19 protein-coding genes are annotated in these 20,183 nt (G+C 60.3%); 2 read left to right on the top strand and 17 right to left on the bottom strand.

Translation table 11 applies throughout. From position 1 onward, the window contains the following. Positions 1-14: 14 nt before the first annotated feature. Both AAIL67_RS17390 and xth read left to right on the top strand, forming a co-directional pair. The gene (locus AAIL67_RS17390) at positions 15-1,109 is read left to right on the top strand and encodes a porin (protein ID WP_034378376.1); all 1,095 of its coding nucleotides are present in this window, start codon (positions 15-17) and stop codon (positions 1,107-1,109) included. Between the two features lie 402 nt (positions 1,110-1,511). Next, positions 1,512-2,288 carry an exodeoxyribonuclease III gene (gene xth, locus AAIL67_RS17385; protein WP_034359323.1) on the top strand — a complete coding sequence of 259 codons (777 nt, stop codon included), beginning with the start codon at positions 1,512-1,514 and terminating at the stop codon, positions 2,286-2,288. Between the two features lie 11 nt (positions 2,289-2,299). On the opposite strand, the gene AAIL67_RS17380 is transcribed toward xth, so the two are convergent. The 17 genes from AAIL67_RS17380 to hfq form a co-directional block, all read right to left on the bottom strand. Then, positions 2,300-3,067 (bottom strand): hypothetical protein, encoded by a 768-nt coding sequence (locus AAIL67_RS17380; protein ID WP_224648524.1) that lies wholly within the window; start codon positions 3,065-3,067, stop codon positions 2,300-2,302. A gap of 200 nt (positions 3,068-3,267) precedes the next feature. Continuing rightward, positions 3,268-4,818: a nitrogen regulation protein NR(I) gene (gene ntrC, locus AAIL67_RS17375; protein ID WP_034359327.1), complete on the bottom strand. Its 1,551-nt coding sequence runs from the start codon at positions 4,816-4,818 to the stop codon at positions 3,268-3,270. A gap of 46 nt (positions 4,819-4,864) precedes the next feature. Continuing rightward, complete coding sequence (gene glnL / locus AAIL67_RS17370; RefSeq protein ID WP_034359329.1) at positions 4,865-5,974, bottom strand: nitrogen regulation protein NR(II); 1,110 nt, start codon at positions 5,972-5,974, stop codon at positions 4,865-4,867. 36 nt (positions 5,975-6,010) lie between these two features. Further along, complete coding sequence (locus AAIL67_RS17365; protein ID WP_034378378.1) at positions 6,011-6,523, bottom strand: hypothetical protein; 513 nt, start codon at positions 6,521-6,523, stop codon at positions 6,011-6,013. A gap of 179 nt (positions 6,524-6,702) precedes the next feature. After that, entirely contained in the window at positions 6,703-8,118 is a 1,416-nt protein-coding gene (glnA, locus tag AAIL67_RS17360) for a type I glutamate--ammonia ligase (protein WP_003063782.1), read from the bottom strand. Between the two features lie 322 nt (positions 8,119-8,440). Continuing rightward, positions 8,441-9,328 carry an EI24 domain-containing protein gene (locus AAIL67_RS17355; RefSeq protein WP_034359334.1) on the bottom strand — a complete coding sequence of 296 codons (888 nt, stop codon included), beginning with the start codon at positions 9,326-9,328 and terminating at the stop codon, positions 8,441-8,443. A 14-nt stretch (positions 9,329-9,342) separates the two neighbouring features. Further along, positions 9,343-10,323: a sterol desaturase family protein gene (locus AAIL67_RS17350; protein ID WP_034359337.1), complete on the bottom strand. Its 981-nt coding sequence runs from the start codon at positions 10,321-10,323 to the stop codon at positions 9,343-9,345. 21 nt (positions 10,324-10,344) lie between these two features. Beyond that, positions 10,345-11,172, bottom strand: a complete 828-nt coding sequence (locus tag AAIL67_RS17345) for a polysaccharide deacetylase family protein (protein WP_034378381.1) — start codon at positions 11,170-11,172, stop codon at positions 10,345-10,347. 72 nt (positions 11,173-11,244) lie between these two features. After that, complete coding sequence (locus tag AAIL67_RS17340) at positions 11,245-12,411, bottom strand: beta-propeller fold lactonase family protein (protein WP_034378382.1); 1,167 nt, start codon at positions 12,409-12,411, stop codon at positions 11,245-11,247. 280 nt (positions 12,412-12,691) lie between these two features. Then, positions 12,692-13,216: a phosphoribosyltransferase family protein gene (locus AAIL67_RS17335; RefSeq protein ID WP_003063794.1), complete on the bottom strand. Its 525-nt coding sequence runs from the start codon at positions 13,214-13,216 to the stop codon at positions 12,692-12,694. Positions 13,217-13,256: 40 nt separating this feature from the next. Next, entirely contained in the window at positions 13,257-14,633 is a 1,377-nt protein-coding gene (locus AAIL67_RS17330) for an adenylosuccinate synthase (protein WP_034359345.1), read from the bottom strand. A 37-nt stretch (positions 14,634-14,670) separates the two neighbouring features. Then, positions 14,671-15,819, bottom strand: a complete 1,149-nt coding sequence (locus tag AAIL67_RS17325; RefSeq protein ID WP_003063798.1) for an ATP phosphoribosyltransferase regulatory subunit — start codon at positions 15,817-15,819, stop codon at positions 14,671-14,673. Positions 15,820-15,912: 93 nt separating this feature from the next. Beyond that, the gene (locus AAIL67_RS17320) at positions 15,913-16,101 is read right to left on the bottom strand and encodes a DUF2065 family protein (RefSeq protein WP_012839168.1); all 189 of its coding nucleotides are present in this window, start codon (positions 16,099-16,101) and stop codon (positions 15,913-15,915) included. 146 nt (positions 16,102-16,247) lie between these two features. Further along, positions 16,248-17,138, bottom strand: a complete 891-nt coding sequence (gene hflC, locus AAIL67_RS17315; protein ID WP_003063801.1) for a protease modulator HflC — start codon at positions 17,136-17,138, stop codon at positions 16,248-16,250. Between the two features lie 11 nt (positions 17,139-17,149). Continuing rightward, the gene (hflK, locus tag AAIL67_RS17310; protein WP_343484455.1) at positions 17,150-18,541 is read right to left on the bottom strand and encodes an FtsH protease activity modulator HflK; all 1,392 of its coding nucleotides are present in this window, start codon (positions 18,539-18,541) and stop codon (positions 17,150-17,152) included. Positions 18,542-18,612: 71 nt separating this feature from the next. Further along, positions 18,613-19,815 carry a GTPase HflX gene (hflX, locus tag AAIL67_RS17305; RefSeq protein ID WP_034349245.1) on the bottom strand — a complete coding sequence of 401 codons (1,203 nt, stop codon included), beginning with the start codon at positions 19,813-19,815 and terminating at the stop codon, positions 18,613-18,615. A gap of 62 nt (positions 19,816-19,877) precedes the next feature. Beyond that, complete coding sequence (hfq, locus tag AAIL67_RS17300; RefSeq protein WP_012839170.1) at positions 19,878-20,132, bottom strand: RNA chaperone Hfq; 255 nt, start codon at positions 20,130-20,132, stop codon at positions 19,878-19,880. Positions 20,133-20,183 lie beyond the last annotated feature (51 nt).

Genomic DNA, 20,183 nt, shown 5'->3' with positions numbered 1-20,183 from the left:
TGGAGGAGACCCCGATGAACAAGCAATTTTTCTGTGCCGCTGCATTCCTGTGGTTGGGAGGCGCCTGTCATGCCCAACCAAGCATCACGATCTATGGATTGCTCGACACCGCTGTCGAGCACATCAACCATGTGGGCGCCACTGGTTCTGGGCTCATGCGCATCCCCAGCAATGCGGGCAACATTCCATCCAGGCTGGGATTTCGTGGCCGTGAAGATTTGGGTGGCGGAATAAGTGCCCAGTTCGTTCTCGAAATGGGCATCGCACCTGATTCGGGCGTCTTGAACCAAGGTGGGCGCGGGTTTGGGCGACAGTCGTTTGTTGGCCTGAACGGCCCCTGGGGTCAGGTTGGCCTGGGCCGGCAGTACACGATGCTGTTTTGGTCGATGCATGACGCCGATGTCATCGGGCCGGGTATGCACAGCATTGCGAACTTCGACAGCTATTTTCCGAATGCACGCGCCGACAACGCCATCTCCTACAAGGGCACATTCTCAGGACTGACCGTGGGCATGACCTACAGCTTCGGGCGCGATACGGCCAATGCTGGCCCTAGCCCCGCCGGCACAAATTGTGCCGGCGAGAGTGGCACCGACAGGAACGCTTGCCGCGAATGGTCGATGTTGCTCAAGTACGACTCCGCCAGTTGGGGGACTGCGCTGGCTCATGACGTGCTCAAAGGAGGCTCAGGTGCATTTGGTGGTCTAAGCCAAAGCGGCATGAGTGACAAGCGCACCATGCTCAACGGTTATGTGAAATTCAACGGAATCAAGATTGGAGCGGGATTTCTGCGCCGCGACAACGATGGCTACAAGGTCTCCCCCCGCAGCGACCTGTGGTTCGTCGGCCTTTCGTATCCCGCAGGAGCATGGACTTTCGACACCCAGTACTACCGGCTCCAGTACAAGTCCAATAGCGACAAAGGCCAGTTCATGGTGCTGCGTGGCACCTACCACTTCTCCAAACGAACCGCCGCCTATGCGTCACTGGGACACATGAAGAACAGCGGCAATGCCACATTCAGCGCTAGCAGCGGCCAGGCTGGCAGCCTGCCGGTCGCCGGAATCAACCAGACAGGCTTCGGCGTCGGTATACGTCATATGTTTTAGCCAATGGCACTCGCCCAAATACGAGCCTGACGGAGATGCCGAACCAGCCTTGTTGCTGTGACATGGCTCAACCACCTCGCTGATACAAGCCGTCAAGGCCCTGGAGCGTGTGCGTAGCCTGATCGCACTCTGGCTGTAACACCGGCACATGCACGTGCAGGTGATGCCACATGTGCGACGGCTTGAGGGCATGTTCATCACTCACAGGCTTGCGACTGCAACTTGGCCACCTTATTCCAAAACGCGCTCGCTCAGCGGGAACTATGTGGCTGATACGATAGAAGGAGCTGAAAGCACGACCATCTTTTGAACACCTTTTTTGGGTAGCTAGCTGGGTAGCTAGAGCTAGAAACCTAAAAATCAGATACGCAACCCATTGAATTCAAGTGGGCTTATATGACAATGAAAATTGCCACCTGGAATGTGAACTCCTTGTCCGTACGACTGCCGCAGGTGCTGGACTGGCTTGCCGCCAACCCCGTCGATGCGCTGGGACTGCAGGAGCTCAAGCTCACCGACGACAAGTTCCCGCACATGGCGTTCGAGGAAGCCGGCTACAAGGCAGTCAGCCACGGCCAGAAGACCTATAACGGCGTGGCCTGGATCACGCGCGACACGGGGCGCGATGTGGTGCGCAACATCCCTGGGCTTGACGACGAACAGGCCCGCATCATTGCCACGACCATAGACTCGCCGAACGGCGAAATTCGTCTGATCAACGGCTACTTCGTCAACGGCCAGGAACCTGGCTCGGAAAAATTTGCCTACAAGATGCGCTGGCTGCAGGCGCTGCAAGACTGGGTCAAGGAACAGATGGCCTTGCATCCGCGCCTGGTGCTGGTGGGGGACTTCAACGTGGCTCCCGAAGATCGCGACTCCTACGACCCCGTCGGCCTCAAGGACACGATCCACCACACAGTGGAAGAGCGCGACCATTTCCAGCGCCTGCTGCAGCTGGGCTTGAGCGATGCCTTCCGCATGTTCGAGCAGCCGGAAAAAAGCTACTCCTGGTGGGATTACCGCATGCTGGGCTTTCAGAAGAATCGCGGCCTGCGCATCGACCATATTCTGGTCAGCGAGGCTCTCAAGAGCAAGGTCAGCGCCTGCAGCGTGGACCGTGCTCCGCGCAAGAACAAACAGCCCAGCGATCACGCCCCCGTGGTCGTCACACTGGACTGAGGCGGTACGGATCAGACGGCGCCATGGCTCAGCCACTGCAAGGCCTGCAGCTGGCCACGCAACAGCATCACATGGCGTTTGAGCAGCTTGGCGACTTTGACCGGCAAATCCAGCTGAACAGTGTGCTCCGTGCGCTCCAGCCAGGTCTGCAAGCGCCGCAGCACATCCAGCCAGGTTTCGGCCACCGTTTCTCCCAGATAGTCAAGCCAGGTCTTGCGCACCCGCTCCAGCAGACCGCCCTCATCCAAGGCCATGGATAGCGGGGCCGCCGGAACACCATCAAGCAGCTCCTCCAGCTCGGAAACCAGCTTGTGTGAATCCTGCGAGAAGCGGCGCAGGGCATCGACAGCCATGCTGGCGTCCGCAGTCGTCAAAAACAGTCTGGAGCTTTGCGCGAAACGCAGTCCTGCCTGCAACGCCAGAGCAAGACTGTTCTTCGCCATCTGGCCCAGTACGGCCTCCGCGCAAGGCTTGGACGCGGGTGGAACAATCGCACGGCGCCAGGCTGCCTTGACGGCTGCTCTGACCTGAGACCAGTCCAGCAGGCTGCCCCCGCAATGCAGCGACCAATGCCGGCGCAGCTCGGCCTCCAGGGATTCGAAACTCCTGCTCCCCCCCGAAGCCGTCTGCCGAGCCCGATATCTGCCGGCCTGCCAGCCCAGCAGATAGGCAGGGTAATACTGATCAAAGCTACGCCCTGGGACAAAGTAAGGCTCGCACATATAGCGCTCGTGCCAGAAGGCCTCCTCGGCCTCCGGCATCTGCAGCAATGGCGACAAGGCGTTCGCATCCCGCGGGAAAGACTCCGGTGCAGGTGGGAAAGAGATGGATAAAGGCAAGGCAGACAACGCAAACAGTCCAATCAACAAAAGGCCTGTTGATTTTTACCCCTGCGCCATCTGCCTCATGTCGTCAACCGTGATTGCACCATGTAGGACGGATAAAACCCACCGCGAGAGCGAGTGGCCACTGCACTGCTTCAGTCGAAATTCTCGTTTTCCAATCCCAGCTCCTGCAGCTTCCGGGTTATGGTGTTGCGGCCAATCCCCAGCCGGCTGGCAGCTTCCACTCTGCGACCATGCGTGGCTGCCAGAGCCGTTCGCAGCAACTGTGCCTCGAACTGATGGGACAGCTGATCCCATACATCGTGGTGGCCTTGCGACAACAGTTCCTCGGCCTGCTTGCCCAACCCTTCCAGCCAGCCCTCGGTCAATGTCGGAGCTTCGGTCAAAGGAGCTGCCGCAGTGCCAGGCACGGACATGGACGCCGCCTCCGGCAGGTTTACCTTGGACTGGTCAAGGCCCACACCACTGCTCAATGCGCCGGCAAAGACTGCTGTGCTCACCGATGCAGAGCTGCCTAGCACTTCGGGCGGCAAGTCCTTGAGTGCAATCTGCTGGGCCGGAGCCATGACGGTCAACCAGTGGCAGATGTTTTCCAGCTGGCGCACATTGCCCGGGAAGTTGAAGGCCTGCAGGCGGCTCATGGCGGCCGTGCTCATGCGTTTGGGCTCAACCCCCAGCTGACGCGCGCTTTGCTGCAGGAAATGCTGAGTCAGCATGGGGACGTCTTCCTTGCGCTCGCGCAGCGCGGGCAGGCGCAGGCGGATCACATTCAGACGATGGAACAAGTCCTCGCGGAAAGCACCGTCCTTGACGCGCAGCTCCAGATCCTGGTGCGTCGCCGCAATCACACGCACATGGGCCTTGACGGCCTGATGTCCGCCAACCCGGTAGAAATGGCCGTCGGAGAGCACCCGCAGCAGACGCGTCTGCAGCTCGAACGGCATGTCGCCGATTTCATCGAGAAACAGCGTACCGCCTTCGGCCTGCTCGAAACGCCCCCTGCGCTGGGTCTGCGCGCCGGTAAAGGCGCCGCGCTCGTGGCCGAACAGCTCGGACTCCAGCAGATCTTTCGGAATGGCTGCGGTATTGATGGCCACAAACGGTCCGCCGGCAACCGGAGAATGCTTGTGCAGCGCCCGTGCCACCAGCTCCTTGCCGGCACCGGACTCCCCGGTGATCAGCACCGTGACATGACTCTGGCTCAATCTGCCGATGGCACGAAACACGTCCTGCATGGCGGGTGCCTGACCCAGCATTTCCGCCTGCACCGGAGCCTGCACATCGGCCACCTCCTCGCGCTGGCTTTCCTCGACGGCGCGCCGGATCAACTCCACGGCCTTGGGTACGTCAAATGGCTTGGGCAGATACTCGAAGGCCCCGCGCTGGAATGCCGAGACTGCACTGTCCAGATCGGAATAGGCCGTCATGATGATCATGGGCAGCCCAGGCTGCTGCGCCCTGACCTGCTCCAGCAGCTCAAGGCCCGAGCCGCCAGGCATGCGTATATCGCTGACCAGCACCTGTGGAGCCTGACGCTCGGGATCGCTGTTGTCCACATCAGCCAGGGCCTTGAGCACATCGCGCGGCTGGGTAAAGCTGCGAATGGGCCAGCCTTCACGCCCCAATGCCTTTTCAAGCACAAAGCGGATGGAAGGGTCGTCGTCCACAATCCAGATTGGCTTCATTCGTGCAACATCCTTCCCTTCTTCTGCATATTGATAATGTCAGGCTTTATGGCAGCGGTATCAGGATTCGGAAATCCGTCCTCCCCGGCTGGCTCTCGCATTCGATCAGGCCATGGTGACGCTGCACAAAGGTCTGAGCCAGCGTCAGCCCCAGGCCGGATCCGCCGTCTCTGCCTGAGACCAAAGGATAGAAAATCCGCTCCTTGATGGCATCTGGCACGCCTGACCCGTTGTCGATTACATGCAATTCCAGTGCCAATCTGTAGCGCTCACGCCCCAGAGTGACCTGTCTGGCCACACGCGTCCTCAGAATGATCTCGGCATCGCCCTCTGCAATGCGCCGCCCCAGCGCCTGGGCCGCGTTCTGAACGATATTGAGCAAGGCCTGTATCAGCTGTGCGCTGTCGCCTCTGAACTCGGGGATGGAGATGTCATAGTCGCGCGTGATCCTGAGCCCCTGGGGGTGCTCGACCAGCACCAGCGAACGCACGCGCTCGCAGACCTCGTGGATGTTGACGTCGCCCACCTCATGCGGGTGGCGATGCGGGGCCAGCAATCTGTCCACCAGCGCCTGCAGGCGATCGGCCTCGTGAATGATGACCGTGGTGTATTCCAGCAGCTCGGGCGTGACCAGATCCATCTGCAGCAACTGGGCCGCGCCGCGAATGCCGCCCAGCGGATTCTTGATCTCGTGCGCCAGATTGCGGATCAGTTCCTTGTTCGCCAGCGCCTGCTCTCGGATGCGCTCCTCGCGATCCTGACGGGCCTGCTGTTCCAGCGGCCACATCTCCACCATGACATGGCCGGCCTTCTCGGCCAGCGAAACGGCCGCATGAATCGGCAAGGGCTCCTGCCCCAGGCGCAGCAGGCTGGCTTCGAAGCGCAGCGCAGCAAAGTCGTTGGAACGGGCGCCGCTGAGCGCCTTGTCCAGCAAGGCAGGCTCGGCAAAGCAGGTGGCGAAGTCACTGCCCACCATGATGCGGCGCGACTGGCCCAGGGCGTTTTCCAGCGCCGCGTTGACGAAGCGCACCATGCCGTACTCGTCAAGCACGGCAATCAGGGTGCAAAGCCAGTCCAGCGACTGGTAGCCGTGAGCATTGGCCTGATCCGGATCAGGCCTGGGGATATCGGGGAGCGGGGCTGCAGTGGAACTCATTCGATAGACCAAAAATGACCAGCCCCAGGGGCCGGATTAATTGACCGCAGGCAGCCGGTCCAGCTCTCGCCTGATGCCTGCGATATCACTTTCCTGGCGTGTGATATCGGCTTTCAGCTTGGCCACCCGCTCCGGGTAGCCCTGAGGATTGCGCAGCTCCAGCGCCGTGCGCACGGGGTTGCCATCGTTGTACTCCGCCTTCAGCTCGGACAGTCTGGCCTGGGCCTTGTTCAGCTCGCCTTGCAAGATGGCTCGTGCATCGGAGTCACGCGCTTTCTGCGCGGCACTGTCGCTACGGGCCGTGGCCGGCGCGCTCGATGCAGAGCTACTTGCCGGCTTGGGCTTGGCCGAAGCCGCAGCGGCATTGCCACCCGAGGGCCTGGTGCCGTGAATCACCGTCACGCCACTGCCATCGACCGGCTTGCATCCCTTGGCCTTGGCCTGCGAAACATTGTTGGTGTACTCATTGCCGCAGCGGTAGATCACATCCTGGGCAGAAACCAGCCCGGATGCAAGACACAGCAACGACAACACATAAAACTTCTTCATTCGGTCCTCTCAGGCAGACGGCGGCCGCAAGTCCGCAATACCCTGAGTATCGCTCCAAGCCTGCGGCTTTTATTGACTACTTGACCGCCACCAACCCGTTTGGTTCCTTTGCTGCCACGCCCGCCGCAGCGGGCGCTCAATAAAAAAGGCGGCTTGCGCCGCCTTTTTTGACCTCTGCTTTACAGCGAGAAGTACATATCGTATTCGACAGGGTGCACCGACTGGCGATAGCGAGTCACTTCGCCCATCTTCAGCTCGATGTAGGCATCCAGCATGCTGTCGGAGAACACACCGCCCTTGGTCAGGAACGCACGGTCTGCGTCCAGGGCTTCCAGAGCCTGATCCAGGCTGTGGCAGACGGTAGGCACCAGCTTGTCTTCCTCGGGGGGCAGGTGGTAGAGATCCTTGGTCGCGGCTTCGCCGGGATGGATCTTGTTTTCCACGCCGTCCAGGCCGGCCATCAGCAGAGCTGCGAAACCCAGGTAGGGGTTCATCAGAGGATCGGGGAAGCGTGCTTCCACGCGACGAGCCTTGGGGTTGCTGACGTAAGGAATACGGATGGAGGCCGAGCGATTCTTGGCCGAGTAAGCCAGCTTCACGGGCGCTTCAAAGCCGGGAACCAGACGCTTGTAGCTGTTGGTGCCAGGGTTGGTGATGGCGTTCAGCGCACGAGCGTGCTTGATGATGCCGCCGATGTAGTACAGGGCGAAGTCGGACAGGCCGGCATAGCCGTCGCCGGCAAACAGGTTCTTGCCATCCTTCCACACGGACTGGTGCACGTGCATGCCGGAGCCGTTATCGCCAGCGTAGGGCTTGGGCATGAAGGTTGCCGTCTTGCCGTAGGTGTTGGCCACGTTCCAGATGATGTACTTCTGCAGCTGTGTCCAGTCGGCACGCTCGACCAGGGTCGAGAAGCGTGTGCCGATTTCGTTCTGACCGGCGCCGGCCACTTCATGGTGGAACACTTCGACAGGAATGCCGACCGCTTCCAGCAGCAGCGACATCTCTGCACGCATGTCCTGGGTGCTGTCGACAGGAGGAACGGGGAAGTAGCCACCCTTGACGCGAGGACGGTGACCACGGTTACCGGTCTCGAACTTGGTGCCGGTGTTCCAGGGAGCCTCATATTCTTCGATTTCGAAGAAGGGGTTGTGAGGCTCGGTACCCCAGCGCACGCCGTCGAAGATGAAGAATTCGGGTTCGGGACCAAAGTAAGCGGTATCGCCCAGGCCGGAAGCCTTCAGGTAGGCTTCAGCACGCTTGGCAATGGAACGGGGATCGCGGTCGTAGGCCTTGCCATCACCGGGTTCGATCACATCGCACTGCAGAATCAGTGTGGTCTCTTCGAAGAAGGGATCGATATTGGCAGTGTTGGGATCGGGAACCAGCTGCATGTCCGAGGCTTCGATACCCTTCCAGCCGGCAACGGAAGAACCGTCGAAAGCATGGCCCGAGGCGAACTTGTCCTCGTCGAAGTGCGACACGGGCACGGTCACGTGCTGTTCCTTGCCGCGGGTATCGGTAAAGCGCAGGTCCACGAACTTGACCTCGTTATCCTGCACCATCTGCATCACGTCTGCAACGGTCTTCGCCATTAGATCTCTCCTGCCAACTTTGGCTGATCAAATAAAGAATGAATAGTATCTAGCAGTTTGCGTGCCAACTCGACCTCGGCGCCTCACAACAACATCTGCGCACCGAAACCGAGCCTTGGTGTAAAGATATTCGGCACAAGACATAAGCACTTACCAGAGCTGCATCTGCAAACTGCACCAAACAGACGCGCATTGTCTCACTGCCAGAGCACGCCAAACAATTGCACCATCTTGGTGAATTAATTAGCACCAATTTGGTGCATTTCTGAAACAAGATTGTTTTTGGTGCATGGCACCTGATTCAACCTGCTGCAGACGCTTTTCAGCGAGCCACCGAAGCTGCACCATCCGAATCATCTGCACCAGGTGCAAACGGGACCTGCGGGTCGGCAGCACTCGGCATGGTCTGCGCCCTCATCTGCTCCAGCGCCGCCAGACAGAAGTGGGCAAACCACAGTGCAGAGAAGGCAAATACCAGCGCATAGATCCAGATGGCAATGGGCACAAGAATCCAGAAGGCGGCCAGGAACAGCAGCCCGGAAATCCAGACCACACCGGGCGCTGCGCCCAGATAGCCGCAGATCACGCCCATCAGAATGAGCGACATGCGATGACGGGCAAACAGGGCCCGGCGCTCGTCCTTGCTGGCATGCTCAGACAAGGCGTCAAATGCCATGACCCTGTAGGTGAGCCATCCCCAGATCAAAGGCGCCACCACCAGCATCAGCGGCGGGAACACCCATAACGGCAGAGTGACAAACAAGGCCAGCAGCGCAATCAGCGTGGAGCCGCCCGACCAGACCAGGCTGGCCATGGTGGAGCCGCCATGCTTTTTCTCGAGACCGACAAAGCGTTTCTCGGCCACCAGCTGGGTGAGCACTGGTGCCATGAACAGGCCCACCAGCAGCAAAACCAGCACCACGAGTACAGGCATTGCTCCCAACACAACAAAAATGGAAGCCACCACCTCCGAGGCATACCCAAGGCCCAGCCCTTGCAGCCATAGCCACAAGGAATGCAGCCAGCCCACCCCGTCCAGCAGGCTTTGCACCTTGAGGACCGCATCGGCCCAGAAGAAGTAGCCCAGAAGCCAGGCCATCAAGGCCATGGCCAGCAGCGGCAAGAGTGACCAGACAATGACCCGCTTATGCAGGCAATACGCCATGGCACGCCAAAAAGAGTCAAGTAGCAAGCTCATGCTGGCAAGCATACTCAAGGATTGACTTATGCGCGACCCATCAATCGCAGGACAGCCAGCCACTGCTGCGCCCAGAAGCCACGGCCATAGTCGCGCAATTGACCTTTTGCATTCGCTTGCACCTGATCGCGAATACCCGTGGGGTCATAGCGCAGATCAAAGTTGGCCGTGCCAAACAATATGTCCCACCAGGGCAACAATACGCCGAAATTGTTGCCATGCACCTTCTTGTTGCGCACGGGCGCCATGGGTTCGTGACCAATACCGATGGCGTGGTGGCGACGGTGAAAGCGTGGACTGATCCACAGGCGTTCGCCCAATTGGCCAAACCAGATGCGCACGTTGGCATGCTGAAAGCTCTCGCTGAGCTGGGTCAGGGCCACGATGGCCACGAACTGCCCCGGAGCCACGCCAATCAGCTGTGCCACCAGCACGATGATGGCGTCATGGATCACGTCGTCGAGCAGGTGATTGCGATTGTCGCTCCACACCGTCATCTGGCGCTGCGAGTGGTGCACGGCATGCAGCTTCCACCACCAGGTAAAACCGTGCTGACCTCGATGAATCCAGTACTCGACCAGATCGAAGACGACCAGATACATCAACAGACTGACCCAGGCGTTGTCCGTCACGCCCGGCCAGATATCGTCAAGATGAAAGCCAGGCATCCCCAAGACATGAAGCCTGCCCATGAGGGCATCCCACAAGGGATCGATCGTGAAGAACAATGCCAGCCGGAAAAATCCCAGCCGGTGAATCAGCGTGTAGAGGATGTCCACGCGAATCGCCTGGCGGTCCACCACTGGCTCGACCGGCCTCCAGCGCTGCAGCGGCACGATCACCGCGACCATGACCGCTATCTGCAGCAGCCCCACCAGCAGCCAGCCCGTGGCTGTGTAGCCATCTTCGAGCAGGTTCGCCATGCCGAAATGGAACAGAAACGGCTGAACCACGCCTTCAAACAAGCGTTGCTGCGCCTCTCCAAACATCTGAACCAACCAATCCACAACTCACTCCTCTTGCCGCACTCAGCGGTGCTGCGCAATCCAGCCCTGGTACGCCGGATGCTCGGCCAGCGTACGAAAGCAAAAACCCTTATCCAGCAGACCGACGATCAGCGGCTCCAGCACCGCCGGGGCCCAGGGGTCCTGGCGCGACCAGATGCCGAGGTGGGCCAGCAAGATATCGCCGCCGCCTATGCTTTTGAGTGCCTGGGCCAGCAAGCGTTCATTGGGATACCTGTCGCTGGGCAACTCGTCGCCCAGAAAGCCTGCCGGCGCCCAGCCCACATGCTGAAAGCCTCCCTGCTGCGCTGCGGCAATCAGCGCTGGCGATGTCTTGCCGCCCGGCGCGCGATACAGCGGCAAGGTCTTGCGACCCGTGATCTGTGCCAGCCTCTGAGCGGAGCGGGCAATCTCCTGGCGGTACTCATCGGCAGACACCACATAGCTCTGACCGGCTCTGGGCCCGGCCGATGGCTTGACCTTGAAGTGCGTGACCTGGCCCGTGGCCTTGTCGCGGATATCGGCCAGCCAGTACATATGGTCGAAGGTATGGGATGCGAACTGGTGACCTTCGTCGGCACGCGCCTTCCACCAGGGCGCCCAGAAGTCGCTCAGACTGCTGCCCCCCTCCTTCGTGGCCTCATTGGCCGCAAAAAATGTGACGGGCACCTTGTGCTTTTGCAGAACCTGGGCGACAAGCTGGGCTATGCCCATATGCCCGGTGTCGAAGGTCAGGTAGACCGCCTTGGAGCAAGCGCCTGAAGCCATCTTCCTTGCAGCTTCGGCAGCAAAGGCTGGGACGGCAGGCAGGCCGCCGACCAGCGAGCCGAGCATGAAACAACGTCTTTGCATCCACCCTCCTTGAGGTGGTCAACACGGAGACCAAGCCATCCCTGCCGTTTCGATGCAGCAGGGACAAGCACCTTAGCGCGCAGCGTGGGACAGCGTCCAGACACCGTGAGGCGACTTGCCCACATTGACCTGATTGACCACCTTCTTCTCCACCGTGTCGATCACCGACAGCTTGCGCGCCCAGCGCGAGGCCACGAAGATGTAGCGGCCGTCGGCCGAGACATCCATGCAGTCGGGGCCGCCAGGCGCCGGGTAATTGGCAACGACCTGGCTGCTGACCATATCGATCTTGCTGATGGTATTGGCCACGCGATTGCTCACGTACAGATGACGGTCATCGCCGGCGGCGCGGAAGGCATGGGCGCCGGCTGCCGTCTTGATCTGACCCAGGCTGCGTGGTTCGGGACCGGTGATGTCGAACACTTCGACACCATCGCCGCCCGTCAGGCCGACAAACAGCTTTTTGCCATCAGGGCTGCCATAGACGTCCGCAGGCATGGGGCCTGTGGGCACTCGGGCCTTGATGGTCTGGGTGGCGATATCGATGGCCACCAGGGCGTCGCTGTCCTGCATGGTGGAGTACAGCGTCTTGCTCTGCGCGTCGATGAACAAATGGCTGGGCGTCTTGCCGGTGGAGACGCGCTTGACCAGCGTCGGCGTCTGCGTGGCCGCATCCCAGCGGTAGAAATCGATGTGGTTGAGGCGGTTGGCAGCCGTGACAAACCACTTCATGTCCGGCGAAAAGCGCAGGTGGTATGGGTCCACGATATCGCGGATCACGCGCTGCACGGCACCCGTGCGCGGATCCACCAGAGTCAGCGAATCGCCCAGCGCATTGGCCACCACCAGTGATTTCTCGTCTGGCGTCAGATACAGGTGGTGAGGCTCCTTGCCCGTGGGAATGCGCGACTGCTCCTTCCAGGTCTGCGGATCGATCACGCTGATGGATGCATCCAGGGAATTGAGCACAAAGATGGGCGTCGGGCCTTGCACGGCACGCGCTGCCTGTGCCGGCTTGACAGCAGCTGGCGGCAAAGGTGCACCGGTTGCAACCGCCGCCGCGGGCGCGACCACAGGAGCGGCAGGGACCGCCGGTGCGGCTGCCTTGGCAGACTTGAAACCGGGCAAGGCCGAAGCCCCCAACCATGCCGCAGCGCCCACGCCCACGACCAATGCCACAGCAGCGCCAGTGCGCCCAATAGAAAGACGTCCCACAACCACCACCTTCTCAGAATCCATGCAGTGTAGCTGCGTCAATGCAGCCGCTGCCAACACAAGCCTTCTGGTTTACAAAGCTTGTTGAAATGCCGCGCCAAGCTTGCCTGATCGGCGCAGGCCGCATCATGACAACAATTCAAAAACAGGAGCAGCTAGCTCCTGCTTTTATTACGGTACAGCCTTAAAAAAGCTTGAAACCGTTGGAATAAAGGCACATGACGCTCATCCATTGATGAACATCATTGCTCTATAAAAAAAGGAGCCCCAAAAGGGCTCCTTTGCCAACGTCGGTGACGGGTCCTCAGACCTTCCACTTCTCCGCCAGCTTTTCGGGGTTCAGCGTGTCATAGCCTTCGAAAGGCTGGTGAATCCAGGGGTTGGTGGCCAGGAAGTCCACCGAATAGTCAGGCTCGAAGGTCGACACGCCCTTGGTCCAGATCACGGCGCTGCGCAGCTCCGTAATGGGTGCGTAGTTGGTCTTGAGCATGGCGATCACGGCCTTGAGCGTGGCGCCCGAGTCCGCCAGATCGTCCACCAGCAGCACGCGGCCGGAAATGTCGCCCTTGGGCGTGGCGATGAAACGACCGATGTCCAGATGGCCCTGCACCGTGCCGGCTTCGGCGCGGTAGGAGCTGGTGGACATGATGGCCAGGGGCTTGTCGAAAATGCGGCTCAGGATGTCGCCGGGACGCAGACCACCGCGTGCCAGGCACAGGATGGTGTCGAATTCCCAGCCGGACTGGTGGATCTTGATGGCGAGCTTTTCGATGAGACCGTGGTACTCGTCGTAGCTCACATACAGGTGCTTACCGTCTTCTGTCAGCATGGGCACAGTTCCTTTGAAAGTTCAGTAAAACCCAGCCCGATCAGGCGGCGCTGTACGGGTTGTGCATCAGGATGGTGTGATCGCGGTCGGGGCTGGTGGACACCATGGCGATGGGCACACCGGTCACTTCGGCTATACGGTCCAGATAGCGGCGAGCGTTCACGGGCAGCTTGTCGTACTCGGTCACGCCCACGGTGGAGTCTGTCCAGCCGGGAATGGATTCGTAGATGGGCTTGCAGCGCTCGATATCGTCCGCGCCCAGAGGCAGCAGGTCGATCGTCTCGCCGTCGAGCTCGTAGCCCACGCACAGTTGCAGCTCTTCGATGCCGTCCAGCACGTCCAGCTTGGTGATGCACAGACCGGACAGGCCGTTGATCTGGGCCGAGCGCTTGAGCAGCGCAGCATCAAACCAGCCGCAGCGACGCGAACGGCCGGTAGTCACGCCCTTTTCCGCGCCCACGGTGGACATGACCCAGCCAGGAGTGCCTTCCTTTTCCCATTCCAGCTCGGTGGGGAAGGGACCGCCGCCCACGCGGGTGCAGTAAGCCTTGGTGATGCCCAGGATGTAGTGCAGCAGACCTGGGCCCACGCCAGCGCCTGCGGCGGCATTGCCGGCCACGCAGTTGGACGATGTGACATAGGGGTAGGTGCCGTGATCCACGTCCAGCAGCGTGCCTTGCGCGCCTTCGAACAGCAGGTTGCCGCCTTCGGCGTGCACGGCATTGAGCTCGCGCGAAACATCGGCAATCATGGGCTTGATCAGCTCGGCATGACGCATGGCTTCTTCGTACACGGCGTCGAACTGAACTTCGCCGTCCTTCATGTAGGGAGCCAGGCCGGCGCCGAAGTCGAAGTTCTTGGAACCCAGCACATTCACCAGAATGTGGTTGTGCAGGCTCAGCAGCTCGCGCAGCTTGGTGGCGAAGCGCTCGGGGTGCTTCAGGTCCTGCACACGCAGGGCACGGCGGGCGATCTTGTCTTCGTAGGAGGGGCCGATGCCCTTGCCGGTGGTACCGATCTTCTGCACGCCACCCTTTTCACGGGCCGCTTCACGGGCCACGTCCAGAGCCTGGTGGAAAGGCAGGATCAGCGGGCAGGCTTCGGACACGCGCAGACGCTCACGCACTTGCACGCCGGCCTTTTCCAGGCCTTCGATTTCTTCAAACAGCTTGCCCACGGAAAGCACCACACCGTTGCCGATGTAGCACTTCACGCCGGGACGCATGATGCCGCTGGGAATCAGGTGCAGAGCCGTCTTCACGCCGTTGATGACCAGTGTGTGACCGGCGTTGTGACCGCCCTGGAAACGCACGACGCCGTTGGCGCTTTCGGTCAGCCAGTCAACCAGCTTGCCCTTGCCCTCATCACCCCACTGGGTGCCGACGACGACCACATTGCGACCTTTGGATGTATTCATATTCCAATCCGATAAATCGAAGAATTAGTCAAATGCCTTAAATGGCTTGCACGACCCATTGCCCGCCGACATTGGCAAGCTCACGGTCGCAGTGGAACTCATCCACTTCGCTTTCATGCCCTGGCAGCACGCAGACCACCGTCTCGCCCTGCTGGCGCAATGCGGCAATGGCGGCAGCCACTTGCGCGTCATCACCCCAGGGGGCGCGAATGGCAGCCTTGAGCGGACGCTCGGGCACGACAGCCACCAGTTGTTTGATATCGAGACTGAAGCCGGCAGCGGGACGATTGCGCCCGAACACTGCACCGACTTCGTCGTAACGGCCACCGCGCACCAGGGCATCGCTGCCGCCGGGCACATAGATCGCAAAGCGCGTGCCGCTGTAGTAGGAGTAGCCACGCAGATCGGCCAGGTCGAAGCTGACCTTGACGCCATCCAGATGCTGCACCAGCCAGCGCAAATGTGACAGCACATTGCGCACGCCGGCAGTGCGCTCCAGCAGCTTTTCAGCTTGATCGAGCACTTCCATGCCGCCGTACAACTGCAGCAGCGCCATCAGGCCTTCACGCGAGGCTTCGGGGAAATCGCGGGTCAGCTGAGCCAGCTCGGTTGCATCCTTGGAGGCCAGGGCCGCATGCACGCCACGCAGCACCTGCTCGTCCACCATCACGCCAGCCAGCAGGCTGCGCACGATGCGCACATCGGCCAGATCCACGATGACGTCCTTGACGCCCGCTCCCTTGAGGCAGTCGAGAGCCAGATGCAGGGCTTCGAGGTCGGCTTCCAGGCCTTCATGGCCGTAGATTTCAGCACCGAACTGGAACGGCTCACGCGTGGCACGCGGACGATCGGGGCGCGCATGAACGACAGGACCGCAGTAGCACAGACGGGTTACGCCCTTGCGATTGAGCAAATGTGCATCAATGCGTGCCACCTGCTGCGTCATGTCTGCACGCAGGCCCATGGTGCGACCGGAGAGCTGGTCAATCAGTTTGGAGGTTTGAAGGGCAAGAGCTTCGCCTGTACCCGTCAGCAAGGACTCCAGATACTCCAGCATGGGTGGCATGACAAGCTCATAGCCATAGCTGCGCGCAGTATCGAGCAATCCTCGACGCAATTCTTCGATGTGCCGTGCCTCGGAGGGCAAAACATCGGCAATGTGATCCGGCAGGACCCAAGCAGACATGGAGAAATGGGGAGGCTGTTAAAAATGCGATTCTACCGGCTTTGCCAGCCCTGCCCAATTTGACCGCTAAGGCCTAGCCAGTATCGGCAGTATTTAAAGCAGCACCAGCATGATGGCGCCTGCTGCGATACAGAGCAATCCGCAAAAGCGCAGCTGCCCATCCCTGAGTTGCAGCAACTGGGAAAACAGCTGGCGCCACAGCCCGGGCGCGAACAGGGGCAGCAGCCCCTCCAGCACCAGCAGCATGGCGATCGCCAGTCCCAGGATCTCCCACCAGTCCATTGCCATCTCCCAATAGAAAATGGCCCTCAAGGGGCCATTGCTTGTAACGTTGTCAGAGCTTTCCGAACTTGCGCAAACAAGGATGCATAACAGGCATTTCTATCGGCAAAACACCATGCCTGATCCGAATTTGCGCAAGCCAAGGCCTATTTGCCAGCGGAGCCGCCACTGCGATAAGCCTTGAAGAAGTCGCTTTGCGAAGGATCTAACACCAGCACATCGCTCTTCTTGGAGAAGCTCTCCTTGTAAGCATCCAGACTGCGATAGAACTGCGCAAACTGCGGATCCTTGCCAAAGGCTTCTGCGTAGACCCGTGCCGCTTCAGCATCGCCCTCACCCTTGATCTTCTGTGCATCGCGGTAGGCATTGGCAATGGTGATGTCACGTTGACGGTCGGCCTCGGCGCGAATCTTTTCACCCTCAGCCGCGCCTGTGGAGCGCAGCTCGTTGGCCACGCGCTTGCGTTCGGCCTCCATACGGCGATAGACGGACTCGGTGATGGTCTCGGCATAGTCCACGCGCGTGATGCGCACATCGACGATGTCGACACCCCAGGGCTTGGAGCCGCGCACGGTTTCCAGCACTTCACGCTTGACGTCGGCCATCAGCGTTTCACGCTTGGAAGACAGCAGCTCACGCACGGTACGACGGTTGATCTCTTCCTGAAAGGCATTGCGCACCACGCGGTTGAGCTGCATGGCACCGGCAGATTCATCCAGACCCACGTTACGGATGTATTCCGAAGGCTCGGAGATGCGCCAGCGCACATACCAGTCGATGACCACGCGCTGCTTTTCAGCCGTGAGCATGGGCTCGGTATCGGTGCTGTCGAGCGTCAGCAGACGCTTGTCGATGTAACGCACGTTCTGCAGCGGTGGCGGCAGCTTGAAGTTAAGCCCGGGCTCGGTGATCACTTCCTTGATCTGACCCAGCGCATAGACCACACCGAACTGACGCTGATCCACGACAAACAGGGTCGAGCTCAGCAAGGCCAGCACCACGAGAATGCTGGTGACAAAAAATCCGATTCGATTCACTGCATTCTCTCCTAGCGTGCGTCACGGTCACGGCTGCGCGCATCGCGGCTGCGGGCATCACCGGCGGGATTGGGTACTACACGTACGTTGGCTGGAGCCGAAGCTGCGCCGCCGGCAGCTGCATCACCCGACGCAGCGGGAGCAGCGGCGCTGCCACCCACGTTCTGCATGATCTTGTCCAGAGGCAGATACAGCAGATTGGAGCCCTGGCGCGACTCCACCAGAACCTTGGTCACGTTGGTGTAGACCTGCTGCATCGCATCGATGTAAAGACGGTCACGTGTGACCTGAGGAGCCTTCTGGTACTCGGAATACAGCGAACTGAAGCGTCCGGCATCACCCTGAGCCTGGGCCACGATCTTGGACTTGTAGGCAGCAGCCTCCTCACCCAGACGCGCCGCTGCACCCGCAGCACGGGGCACCACATCGTTGGCATAAGCCTGGGCCTCATTCTTGGCACGCTCACGCTCCTGACCAGCCTTGAGCACATCGTCAAACGAGGCCTGCACCTGCTCGGGCGGCCGCACGCCGCCTTGCTGCATATTGATGCCCACCACCTCAACGCCCACCTTGTAGCGATCCAGAATGGACTGCATCAGATCGCGCACTCGAGGCGCGATCTGGTCACGCTCCTCAGCCAGAGCCGCGTCCATCTTCATCTTGCCGACGACTTCGCGCACGGCGGACTCTGCCACCTGGATCACGGCCTCGGAAGGACTGCGGCTTTCGAACAGCCAGGCTCGCGCATCGCTCAGGCGGTACTGCACGGCAAACTTGATCTCGACGATGTTCTCGTCCTCGGTCAGCATTGCCGATTCACGCAACCCCGTGCTGCGCACGATGTTGTCGCTCCCCACCTCCGCAGAGCGGATCTGCGAAACATAGACCAGCTCATGCTTTTGAACGGGATAAGGCAGGCGCCAGTTGAAGCCCGCTCCCACGGTGCTCTTGTACTTGCCGAACTGCGTGATGACGGCCTGCTGGCCTTCCTGCACGATGAAAAAGCCTGTACCCAGCCAGATCAGCACGGCCACGCCGGCAATCAGGAAAATTCCTTTGCCGGGGTTGAAAGGCTCGCCAGGCTGACCGCCGCTGCGGCTGGGCGGCACACCACGGCCGTTGCCGGAGCCACCACCAAACAGGCCGGAAAGCTTGCGATTGAGATCACGCCACACCTCTTCCAGATCAGGCGGCTGGCCTTGCTGAGGAGAGGAAGGACGGGGTCGCTGCTCGGGTGCGGGCGGCATCGGAGGACGCTCCCCTTCGGGTGCCGAGCCGTCCGGCTTGGAGCCATCTGCGTTGTTGTTGTCGCCACGACCCCAGCGCGGATCGTTCAAATTGAACATCCCGCGAATGCGTTGCGGCAGCACCGCCAGGCGATGGACGCGTTGTGAAAAATTCATGCGAGACGTCTCTGTGTTTTCAAAAAGACATGGACCATGGCAAGCATTGTGCCCAATAGGAACGCAAGCCCCTAGTATTGCGCGTCGTCATCAGGGGACATCCAGTACGTATCGTCCTGCCCCTCGACTTCTTCGCGTGCCGCCTCTTCACGTACCTGCAAAACCCGGTCAGCCAACATCTGCCGCAGCTGCGCCAGCCCCTGCCCCGAGCGAGCACTGACAAACACACGCGGCACCGGCATGCCATCGAGCTCATACATATCCTGCAGCATGGCAGGCTGACGCTCGGGCTCAATGGCATCCAGCTTGTTGAAAACCAGAATCTGGGGCACATCATCGGCCCCGATTTCACCCAGAACTTTTTGGACTTGTTGTATTTGTTCGGGGAATCCGGGGTTCGATGCATCCACGACATGCAGCAGCAGATCGGCGTCAATCGCCTCCTGCAAGGTGGCCTGGAAAGCATCCACCAGACCGTGCGGCAAGTCACGAATAAAACCGACGGTATCCGACAGGGAAACCGACTCCTCGGCCTCCGCCAGATACATCTGCCGGGTGGTGGTATCCAGCGTGGCAAACAGCTGATCTGCGGCATAGGCGCGAGCCTTCACCATGGCATTGAACAGCGTGGATTTGCCGGCATTGGTATAGCCAACCAGGGAAATATTGAAAACTTCACGACGCGAGCGCTGACGCCTCTGCGTAGAACGCTGCTTCTTGACCTTTTTAAGGCGCTCCTTGGTGCGCTTGATGGCATCGTCAATCATGCGGCGGTCAAGCTCGATCTGCTTTTCACCGGGGCCGCCACGGCCACCGATACCGCCAGCCTGACGCTCCAGGTGACTCCAGCGGCGCACCAGGCGCGTGCTGATGTATTGCAGGCGAGCCAGCTCCACCTGCAGTTTGCCTTCATGGCTGCGTGCACGCTGGGCGAAGATTTCCAGGATCAGCATGGTCCGGTCGTTGACCGGCATCTGGATATGGCGCTCCAGATTGCGCTGCTGCGCCGGGCTCAGAGCCTGGTCGAACCAGACTTCCTTGGCGCCGTGCATCTGGGCCAGCATGCGGATCTCATCCGCCTTGCCACTGCCCACGAACAACGCGGGATCGGGAGCTTTGCGCTTGCAGGTCAAGCGCGCCACGGGTTGCAAGCCAGCAGTCTGTGCCAGCAGGCCCAGCTCTTCCAGCTCGTCATCGAAATGGGGAACACCAAAATCCACGCCCACCAGCAGCACTGGCGCAGACGCGGAACGTTCAAAGGATTCAGAACTCAAATACCTGTCCCGTAGGGTAAGAGCCGCGCCGGACTAGCCGGCGGGCATTGACGCAAGAAAGCTTAGGCAGCAGCGGCGTCGTTGTCAGCCGGAGTAGCGGCCGAGAAGTTCACGGCGCGACCGGGAACGATGGTGGAGATGGCGTGCTTGTATACCATCTGGGTCACAGTGTTGCGCAAAAGCACCACATATTGGTCGAACGACTCGATTTGGCCCTGCAGCTTGATGCCGTTGACCAGATAGATGGAGACCGGCACATGTTCACGACGCAGTGCGTTCAGGAACGGATCTTGGAGGAGTTGACCTTTATTGCTCACGATATTCTCCGTGTTCGAAGAGTGTTGTTGTAAACCGACACATTACCACAG

Source organism: Comamonas sp. A7-5, from assembly GCF_039581385.1.
Classification (GTDB): Bacteria; Pseudomonadota; Gammaproteobacteria; order Burkholderiales; family Burkholderiaceae_C; genus Comamonas; species Comamonas thiooxydans.
Note: the sequence above shows the minus strand (reverse complement) of the source record. Positions and strands in the feature narration are given on the sequence as shown.

What these genes read in the sequence shown, in the direction of transcription:
- AAIL67_RS17365 (WP_034378378.1), bottom strand. Translation starts at nt 6,523, where the DNA reads ATGAAGAAGTTTTATGTGTTGTCGTTGCTGTGTCTTGCATCCGGGCTG.
- AAIL67_RS17345 (WP_034378381.1), bottom strand. Translation starts at nt 11,172, where the DNA reads ATGCAAAGACGTTGTTTCATGCTCGGCTCGCTGGTCGGCGGCCTGCCT.
- AAIL67_RS17330 (WP_034359345.1), bottom strand. Translation starts at nt 14,633, where the DNA reads ATGAATACATCCAAAGGTCGCAATGTGGTCGTCGTCGGCACCCAGTGG.
- AAIL67_RS17340 (WP_034378382.1), bottom strand. Translation starts at nt 12,411, where the DNA reads ATGGATTCTGAGAAGGTGGTGGTTGTGGGACGTCTTTCTATTGGGCGC.
- AAIL67_RS17355 (WP_034359334.1), bottom strand. Translation starts at nt 9,328, where the DNA reads ATGCTTGCCAGCATGAGCTTGCTACTTGACTCTTTTTGGCGTGCCATG.
- AAIL67_RS17335 (WP_003063794.1), bottom strand. Translation starts at nt 13,216, where the DNA reads ATGCTGACAGAAGACGGTAAGCACCTGTATGTGAGCTACGACGAGTAC.
- glnL (WP_034359329.1), bottom strand. Translation starts at nt 5,974, where the DNA reads ATGAGTTCCACTGCAGCCCCGCTCCCCGATATCCCCAGGCCTGATCCG.
- xth (WP_034359323.1), top strand. Translation starts at nt 1,512, where the DNA reads ATGAAAATTGCCACCTGGAATGTGAACTCCTTGTCCGTACGACTGCCG.
- ntrC (WP_034359327.1), bottom strand. Translation starts at nt 4,818, where the DNA reads ATGAAGCCAATCTGGATTGTGGACGACGACCCTTCCATCCGCTTTGTG.
- hflK (WP_343484455.1), bottom strand. Translation starts at nt 18,541, where the DNA reads ATGAATTTTTCACAACGCGTCCATCGCCTGGCGGTGCTGCCGCAACGC.
- AAIL67_RS17320 (WP_012839168.1), bottom strand. Translation starts at nt 16,101, where the DNA reads ATGGACTGGTGGGAGATCCTGGGACTGGCGATCGCCATGCTGCTGGTG.
- AAIL67_RS17325 (WP_003063798.1), bottom strand. Translation starts at nt 15,819, where the DNA reads ATGTCTGCTTGGGTCCTGCCGGATCACATTGCCGATGTTTTGCCCTCC.
- AAIL67_RS17390 (WP_034378376.1), top strand. Translation starts at nt 15, where the DNA reads ATGAACAAGCAATTTTTCTGTGCCGCTGCATTCCTGTGGTTGGGAGGC.
- glnA (WP_003063782.1), bottom strand. Translation starts at nt 8,118, where the DNA reads ATGGCGAAGACCGTTGCAGACGTGATGCAGATGGTGCAGGATAACGAG.